Source organism: Dehalococcoidales bacterium (assembly GCA_035529395.1).
In the GTDB taxonomy this organism is placed as follows: Bacteria; Chloroflexota; Dehalococcoidia; order Dehalococcoidales; family Fen-1064; genus DUES01.
On sequence record DATKWT010000174.1, the window covers coordinates 1 to 9,013 of the forward strand.

The window sequence follows — 9,013 nt, forward strand, 5'->3', positions numbered from 1 at the left end:
TGGTCGAAAGGGTTTTTCATCACCCTGCTAGAAATTGCCTGCCTTGCTCTATTCTCTGTAATTACTCATCATTCATAATCAGTCGCATGTCCCAATCATAAACGATCTGTCTGAATCTCTCAGGCTCATCTTGTATTGGAAGAAACTCCCTGTTGACAAACTACTGGAGCGTGGTTATACTGTGGTCAAAATGAAAGGAGGGAAACCTCTCGTACCTTTTTCGTAGTTAGTGGTACACCTTCGTGGTGAAAGGCGGGAGGGGGAGTCCTTCTTATATAAGTAACAGATAGCAGCCACGGTCATGGGTCCGCCGGCACGTGCGGAATGGCAGCAACCCTGAAGTGGTCTGGATATCAGAAGGGATTTAACAAGGGTAGAGGTTCGTGCCGGGGACGTCCTCAGGCCCACCCACCAGCTTATACGGTTTCTAATGCCTTATCGCATGCCCGGGTGGACTGAAAAGCATGAAGTCTTGCCACAAAGGGGATAGCAGGTTATCGTAGACTGCTAGTTCATGAAACTACAAAGGAAGTTGTATGCGTAATTACGTCATCAGAAGATTAGCCCTCATGGTACCCACACTCTTCGTAATAACAATAGTGGTATTTCTCAGCATCCGCCTTATCCCCGGCAGCGCGGTGGAGATGATGGCCATTGAGATGGGGTCGAGGGAATCGACCGGTGGGCAAATGGACGTCGCGGCAGTTGAGAAAATGCTCGGCATGGACGCTCCAATACACATCCAGTACCTGCGGTGGGTTGGGGGTCTTTTCCGTGGCGACTTCGGGACGTCCCTGTGGCTGAAACGCCCCGTGCTCCCCCAGATAGTTGCCCGTCTCCCGGTGACCTTTGAGCTCGGTCTCCTGGCATTCATCATATCTCAGTGTATAGCCCTGCCGATTGGCCTGTTCTCGGCGATACGGCAGGATTCCGTGGGGGACTTTTTCGGACGGAGCTTCGCCATAATTTCTCTCTCAATACCCGGCTTCTGGCTGGGTACTATGATAATGGTCTTCCCCGCCATCTGGTGGGGATGGGCACCACCATTAAACCTTGTCCGCTTCACCGAGGAGCCTCTTGCCAACCTCCGACAATTCATCATACCGGGAGCGTTGATGGGTATGGCAATGTCGGCAACGACGATGCGAATGCTGCGGACAACTATGCTGGAAGTCCTCCGGCAGGATTACATCAGAACGGCATGGGCGAAGGGAATGCGCGAACGTGTCATCGTCATCAGACATGCCATGAGGAACGCTATGATTCCCGTGATTACCATGATCGCCGGACAGATACCGATTATGATAGGCGGCTCCGTCATCATGGAGCAGATATTCGCACTACCCGGCATGGGCCGCCTCTTCCTCGACTCTATCAACCGCAGAGACTACCCCTTCGTCAGCGGGATAAACATTCTTCTCGCCAGCTTCGGACTGGTACTCATCCTGCTGGTCGACCTGAGTTACGCCTATCTGGACCCCCGGATTCGTTACAAGTAGAGGAGATAGTCAGGTAATGAGTGAAGCTCTTAACGGTATGGCGGAAGCCAAGGCGGCGAAGCGACGCTCGCCACTGGCTGATTTCTTCATCAGGCTGGTCAAGGAAAAACGACTGGGGACCCTGGGCGGGATTATTGTTCTGATAATGCTCTTGACCGGCATCTTTGCCGACCTGACTTGGCTGGGCATGCCGGACGTAGGCCTGGCGCCCTATGGGTACAATGAGCACAATCTGAAAGACCGTATGGATGCACCGTCTGCCAAGCATATTCTGGGTACTGACTCCCTGGGACGGGACCTGTTCAGTCGGGTTATCTACGGAGCCCGGATTTCCATGATAGTGGGTGTTTGTGCCAGTGCCATCAACGTCGTTTTCTCGTCAATCATTGGCGTCACTTCCGGGTATCTCGGTGGTAGGGTTGATATGGTCGTACAAAGATTTGTTGATGCCGCCCTGTCCTTTCCTATGCTCATTATAGTTATAACCCTGATGGGCATTATTGGTACCGGTATATTCCAGACGGTAATCGTGCTCGGAATATGGGGCGGCATTGGCTGGATAAGGGTGGCCCGGGCCGCCGTTATCTCCATCAGAGAAAATGTGTACGTAGAGGCGGCGAAGTCCATCGGTTGTACCACCGGGGAGATGCTCCGACGCCATATTCTGCCCAACATCGCGCCTCTCCTGATTATCATGTTCAGTATATCGATGTCCGGTAACATACTGGGAGAAGCCAGCCTGAGCTTCCTTGGCTTCGGTATCCCTCCACCCTTTCCCAGTTGGGGAGGCATGCTCAGCAGTGAGGGGCGCAGGTACATGTATGAAGCCCCCTGGCTGGCCCTCTGGCCGGGCGTAGCCCTCAGCGTCGCCGTGTACGGCATCAACATGTGGGGCGATGCCGTCAGAGACCTGCTCGACCCGAGGCTGAGGGGCGGCGTTGGCCGCTACGGACGGGCCACGAAGAAAATACGGGAGAAGATCAGCCAGAAGGACCAGGCCGGGGCCTGACGAACACCCTGGCTAAGGACTTGATAAATGTGCGGGAAATATAGAATATATGGCGTAATAACAGGCAATAAAATACGCCCAGGAGGTGTAGCATGTGAGTTTGGGGAAAGAATCTGCAGCCATGGAGGTTTAGAAAAAAAGAAGGAGTAAAGTGAAAAGAAAAGCTATATGGTTTCTGCTGTCTTCGCTAATGGTAGCAGCGCTGGTTTTGTCATCCTGCCAATCAGCAGCGGTTGAGGAGAAGAAAACAACAGAAACAGTTACGGGGCAGGTCACAGAGAAAGGAACCCCCACAGTAGAAGAGAAAGAGGAAACTACGGCCGTTGTTGAGGAAAAGGGACCGGAGATGGTCCTGGACTCTATGGGTCACCTGAAGGAGAAACCTCAATACGGTGGCACCATCACCTTCATCTCAGCCAGCGGTTCACCGACACAGCTCCTCGACCCGGTAAATACGACCCGTTCCGCGGTCAGCCAGGTTAACACCTATTCGCAACTGGGCACCGCCGACTGGTCAAGGGGACCACAGGGTACCGGTGAAAACCCGTTCACGTCCACGTATGTTGCCGACCCATTTATCATGGGTGATTTGGCCGAGAGCTGGGAGATTGTCGACCTGGCAACCATGAACATCAAGCTCCGTGAGAACGTCTACTGGCAGAACCGCCCGCCGATGAACGGACGGCAGTTCGTCGCCAGTGACGTTGAGTATTCATATGAACGAGCACGGACTGACCCGCGCAGCACGGCCTACCTGGCACCGGACTATGTGCGGGACCCGACAATTCCGCCTTTCTACACCGAGCACGACAAATTCAACTTCACGCTCGTGTACGAAGTACCAAGCACGCGCATGTTTCACGGTATCATGGGCTGGATGACCATGCAGCCGCGCGAAGTGGTTGAGCTAGTTGGCAACTGTGAGGACCCGAACTTCCAGGTCGGCACCGGCCCATGGATGCTGGATGATGCCGTTACCGACAGCTCGCTGACCTGGAGCAGGAACCCCAACTACCACCACTTCGACCCCTTCTTCCCCGAGAACAGGCTGCCCTATGCCGACAAGCTCCAGATGATTGTGATACCCGACACAGCCACCCAGCTGGCAGCACTGCGTACCTACAAGACCGACTGGCAGTCCGTCCCCTCCGACAAGGTGATAGGCATGCAGAAATCAAACCCCGAACTGAACATGGTAATGCTGCTGCCGGAAAACAGCGCTACGATATTCACACGCACCGACATCTTGCCCTTCAGCGACAAGCGGGTACGGCAGGCAGTCTCCATGGCGATAGACCAGCCGGCCATCCTGGAGGACTACTACGAGGGTCGGGCCTACCTGCTCACCTGGCCGGTAATGCCCTCCTTCGCCGACCACTACACGCCACTGGAGGAGCTGCCGGCAAATAGCCAGTTGCTCTACGGATATAATCCGGAAGAAGCCAAAGCATTGCTGGCCGAAGCAGGTTACCCGAACGGCTTCGCCACCGACTGCCAGGTCTCGGCTGCCTGGCCGATCGGCATCGAGTTGATGTCCCTGATCCAGAGCTGGCTCGCCGATGTCGGCATCGACATGACGATAGACGTGGTGGAATCCACCACCTTCGGCAACCAGCTGTGGGTGAGGTCCTTCCCCGGAATGAGTTTCATTACCTGGGGCAACAACGGCATCGATGATGCCTTCGGATGGGCTAACGGCGGATGGGTTGGTCTAGATGGGACACGCTCCGTCTACGCTTTCGGTAACGTCATCGACGACGTCGCCCAGGCAAGATACGAGGAGCTCATAGTGACCGTAGACCAGGCAGAGCAGTCCAGGATTCGCAAGGAACAATGCCTCCATGAAATAGACGAATGCTGGGAGATTCCGATACCGACAGCCGCCATCTACCGGTTCTGGGTACCATGGATGAAGGGCTACGTCGGTGAGAGGAGTGTCGGCCCTGAGGACGTCAACGACACCGGTGTACTCCGGTATGTCTGGATAGACCAGGACCTCAAGTTCGAGATGACCGGCCAGAAGGACTAGTACCGGACAGGACACTGTTTCACAAGCCATGACAAACTGACTGGGGGTATGATAACATACCCCCAGTCTTCATTTTACGTGGTCAGCAGTGAATGACTGACCACCTGTAAAGGAGGTAGACATGGGATTGCTCGAGATAGAAACCAACCTTACCGACGAACAGAAAGCCCTTCGTACCGAGGCCAGGAGATTCTTCATGAATGTCCTCCGACCGGCCGCCGTTGAGCTGGACAAACTCGCCGACCCTGCAGACGTCATTGCCGGGGACTCCATCTTCTGGGATGTCCTCCGCCAGGCCAAGGAACTCGGGTATCACAAGAGGAGCTACCCCGAGGCGGTCGGCGGACTGGGCCATAGTGATGCGCTGGCCGGAGCCATGATTGCCGAGGAAATGGGATACGCCGCCGCCGACCTGGCCATCGCCATAGGCGCGGGTGGTTTCCCGTACAATTTCGCCATGTTCTCTCCATACCCGGAGATACAGGACATAACACGCCAGTACTGTGCCGATACCGATGGCAAGATGATTGGCTGCTGGGCAATCACCGAACCGGACCACGGCTCGGACTGGCTGCTCATTGGCGAGCAGTCCAGGAACCCGAAGTTAGCGCCCCAGTTACGTGCCATCCCCGATGGTGACGGGTACGTACTCAACGGGCAGAAGGCCGCCTGGGTCAGTAACGGCACCATCGCCACTCACGCCGCCCTCTTCTTCAACATCGACCCCGCGCTGGGTATGGAAGGTAACGGGATAGCCGTAATCCCCCTGGACCTGCCCGGTATCACACGTGGCGTACCACTGGACAAGCTGGGACAGCGGGCACTCAACCAGGGGGAAATCTTCTTCGATAATGTACGCATAGCCAAGGAAAACGTTATCTGCTCTGACCCGATGACCTATACAATGCTATCGGAGCAAACCCTGGCCGCGGCCAACGCCGGCATGGGAAACACCTTCGTCGGTTGTGCTCAGGCCGCCCTCGATGAAGCACTACAGTACGCCCGGCAGAGGGTACAGGGTGGCAAGGTCATCTTTGAGCACCAGAGCGTCAAGGCCCGGCTCTTTGAGATGTTCACCCTGGTGGAAGCAGCCCGCTCGCTTTCCCGCCGGGTATCGGTCTACAACAGCCAGGCTCAGCCGGCGGCCGTTCACTACTCCATCGCCTCCAAAATATTCGCCACCGAGACCGCCTTCAAGGTTGCCAGCATGGCCATCCAGATATTCGGCGGAATCGGTCTCTCCAAGGAGTCGGTAATCGAGAAGATATTCCGCGACGCCCGGGCCGCCATGGTTGAGGACGGCGTCAACGAGACCCTGGCCCTGGGCGGTGCCGAGAAGCTGCGCGATTAGGCACAAATAATATATCATTGTTAGTAAAACCATACCGGACGCTGGAATCGGCGTCCGGTATTACTCTTGCTGCCAAACGATGTTCACAGGAATGCAACTATATGAGCACTATCAGAGTTGCCTTGCTACAGATGACTCCCTGCGCCGACGACCAGGCTGCCAACCAGTCAAAGGGAGACCTGTTCAGCAGGCGCGCCCGTGAGATGGGAGCGGACATCGCTCTCTTCCCGGAGATGTGGAATATTGGTTATACATGGCCTGATGCTAATCGGCAAGAAGAACGATTACGCTGGCAGGCAAAAGCTATTAGTCGTGACCACCCATTCGTACTACACTTTCGGGAGCTAGCCCGAGAGCTTCAGATGTCCATTGCTCTCACCTACCTTGAGCAGTGGCCGGGTGCTCCCAGAAACTCGGTTTCCATTATTGACAGGCACGGGGATATTGTCATGACCTATGCCAAGGTACACACCTGTGACTTCGACAGGGAAGCTACCTGCACTCCCGGAGAAGGCTTTTACGTTTGCACACTGGACACAAAGAATGGAGTGGTACAGGTCGGATCGATGATATGCTACGACCGGGAATTCCCGGAGAGCGCCCGAATACTGATGCTGAAAGGTGCTGAAATCATACTAACACCTAACGCCTGCACTCTGGACGACACACGTATCGACCAATTCAAGACACGCGCCTTTGAAAACATGGTCGGTGTTGCCATGACCAATTACGCTGTACCGCAACAGAACGGTCATTCCGTGGCATTCAACGCCGTGTTCTACGATAAAGACGGTGAACCAGTTAACCCACTTATTATAGAAGCCGGTGAAGAGGAAGGCGTCTATCTTGCCGATTTCAACCTGGCAGAAATACGCTCCTATCGAGAGTGTGAGACATGGGGAAACGCCTTTAGAAAACCCCGCTTATATGAACTCCTGATTTCACCGGAGGTCACGTATCCCTTCATCCACCGCAGTTCAAGACGGTAGCCCCCGTTGAGATTAACATTGACAGCGAAACGGTGACGGGCTAACATGACCTTTGTGCGAACCATAAACCTTCCGGTTAACAACATGGCTGCACGTCACGGACACAGGGCAGTGGTAACCTTGCCTAATACATACAGGGGGGATAGCCGGATATGACAGACCGTGAGATAGCCCTTCGCTACGGATGTAATCCACACCAGGTACCCGCCAGGATGTACCGTGAGGGCGGTGACCTGCCCTTCAGGGTACTGAACGGCAGCCCGGGATATATCAATATGCTCGATGCCCTCAACTCGTGGCAACTGGTCCGGGAACTGAAACAGGCGCTGGACCTGCCCGCGGCAGCATCTTTCAAGCACGTGAGTCCTGCCGGGGCTGCCGTCGGCGTCCCTCTGAGCGATGTACTCAGAAAGGCTTACTTCGTCGGAGGCGTGGAGCTATCCGGTATCGCCACAGCCTATGTCCGGGCCAGGGGGGCCGACCGCTTATCGTCTTTCGGCGACTGGGTAGCTCTGAGCGACAGACTGGATGTTCCAACCGCCCGCCTGCTGAAGCGTGAAGTCTCCGATGGCGTCATTGCACCGGGATGTGAAGATGAAGCACTCGCCATCCTCAAGCAGAAGAAAGGCGGGAGATATGCCGTCATCGAGATTGACCCTGACTATGAGCCGCCGGAGATGGAGACCAGGGAGGTCTTCGGAGTAGGCTTTGACCAGAAGCGGAATAATCTCGCGGTAACTCCGGCGCTGTTCGAGAACATCGTCACTGCTAATAAGGAGCTTCCGGAATCAGCTATCAGAGACCTGGTGGTCGCCACTATCGCCCTTAAGTACACACAGTCCAACTCCGTTTGCTTCGCGGCTGACGGCCAGGTGATAGGACTCGGTGCGGGGCAGCAATCACGGATTCACTGCACACGGCTGGCCGGGGAGAAGGCCGACCGCTGGTTCCTGCGCCAGCATCCCGCTATCCTCGGTCTACCCTGGCGGAAAGGCATCTCCCGACCGGACCGGGATAACGCCATCGACCTCTGTTTCCAGGAGAAGCTGACTCCCGCCGAGCAGCAGACCTGGGAGGCGGCGTTTCGGGATATCCCACCCCGGCTCAGCCCCGAAGAGAAGCACGACTGGCTGGCTACAATGACGGGGGTCTCCCTTAGTTCGGATGCCTTCTTCCCCTTCCGGGACAGCATTGACCGCGCCGCCCAAAGCGGGGTCAAGTACGTCGTTGAGCCGGGCAACTCCGCACGAGACCAGGATGTGATTACCGCCTGTAACGAGTACGGGATGGTAATGGCCTTCTCCGGCACAAGATTCTTCCACCATTAGTTCATTATTCTAATCATCACAGGCGACCGCACGCTGACTACGGGGCGGTCGCCTGTAGCATTAGCCGACCCCCATTTCCCCTACTCGTACCAGACCTCCTCTCTCCCGGATGGTAGTCCACGTCGCCGACAGTACCCCACCCGCCACCATAGCCATAGGTACCCCTTACTAAAAATACTGGTACTCCATGACCAAAACACTATTGTTGCCGTACCGTGCTTGTTATAGATTGAAAGAAAGGGAACCTGATTCCATCAGGAAGAGGAAATGCGACCGCAGAAGAATACCACCCAGACCACTATACTGACCTCCACGTATCATCAGATGAAGCCCTCCGGCCTAAACCGTTAGTCCGTCGGTATCTTTCTGGGACACCGCCTTGGTGGGACAATTAAGTAAACTGGGAGACCGTAGAGACACGGGCAACCGGGGGAATGCCGTGACTGCAATAGATTGAAAGAAAGGGGTATGACTCCACAGGGAAGAGGAGGGGATGGATGTGACTGTCACAAAGCCTGACGGAAGGCAAACCTCGCTACTCCGGCAGCAGTTCCCACAGCATGATGCCATAATCCTGATACCCGAGGCACTGGCGAGGAAACATACCGCGATACCCGTGGTGATACGCGATGGCACTCTGCTGGTAGCCATCGCCAACCCGGGGGACATCATTGCTCTGGAAGCACTGGCTGCCCAGAGCCGAATGCGTGTTGAACCGCACTGGGCCAGCCCCGAGGAGATATCCGAGGCCATCGACCTCATCTACAAGGCCTACGACGAGATTGAGAAGAAGGTTTCCAGCATCTCG

At 55.6% G+C, this 9,013-nt stretch carries 7 protein-coding genes; all 7 read left to right on the forward strand.

Features of this window, described 5'->3' with window-relative positions:
- Nucleotides 1–536 precede the first annotated feature (536 nt).
- Nucleotides 537–1,499, forward strand: coding sequence for an ABC transporter permease (locus tag VMW13_10860; GenBank protein HUV45314.1), 963 nt, complete (start codon nt 537–539; stop codon nt 1,497–1,499).
- A 16-nt stretch (nt 1,500–1,515) separates the two neighbouring features.
- Nucleotides 1,516–2,508 (forward strand): ABC transporter permease, encoded by a 993-nt coding sequence (locus VMW13_10865; protein HUV45315.1) that lies wholly within the window; start codon nt 1,516–1,518, stop codon nt 2,506–2,508.
- Between the two features lie 151 nt (nt 2,509–2,659).
- Nucleotides 2,660–4,537, forward strand: coding sequence for an ABC transporter substrate-binding protein (locus tag VMW13_10870; protein ID HUV45316.1), 1,878 nt, complete (start codon nt 2,660–2,662; stop codon nt 4,535–4,537).
- A 127-nt stretch (nt 4,538–4,664) separates the two neighbouring features.
- On the forward strand, nt 4,665–5,888 hold the full coding sequence (locus VMW13_10875) for an acyl-CoA dehydrogenase family protein (protein HUV45317.1): 1,224 nt from the start codon (nt 4,665–4,667) through the stop codon (nt 5,886–5,888).
- A 101-nt stretch (nt 5,889–5,989) separates the two neighbouring features.
- Nucleotides 5,990–6,877, forward strand: coding sequence for a carbon-nitrogen hydrolase family protein (locus tag VMW13_10880; GenBank protein HUV45318.1), 888 nt, complete (start codon nt 5,990–5,992; stop codon nt 6,875–6,877).
- Between the two features lie 152 nt (nt 6,878–7,029).
- On the forward strand, nt 7,030–8,205 hold the full coding sequence (locus VMW13_10885) for a phosphoribosylaminoimidazolecarboxamide formyltransferase (protein HUV45319.1): 1,176 nt from the start codon (nt 7,030–7,032) through the stop codon (nt 8,203–8,205).
- A gap of 499 nt (nt 8,206–8,704) precedes the next feature.
- Nucleotides 8,705–9,013 (forward strand): hypothetical protein (locus VMW13_10890; protein ID HUV45320.1); only part of this gene is annotated, 309 nt, incomplete at its 3' end.

Excerpts from the sequence above, each read along its gene's own strand:
- VMW13_10860 (HUV45314.1), top strand. The coding sequence starts at position 537 with ATGCGTAATTACGTCATCAGAAGATTAGCCCTCATGGTACCCACACTC.
- VMW13_10865 (HUV45315.1), top strand. The coding sequence starts at position 1,516 with ATGAGTGAAGCTCTTAACGGTATGGCGGAAGCCAAGGCGGCGAAGCGA.
- VMW13_10880 (HUV45318.1), top strand. The coding sequence starts at position 5,990 with ATGAGCACTATCAGAGTTGCCTTGCTACAGATGACTCCCTGCGCCGAC.
- VMW13_10885 (HUV45319.1), top strand. The coding sequence starts at position 7,030 with ATGACAGACCGTGAGATAGCCCTTCGCTACGGATGTAATCCACACCAG.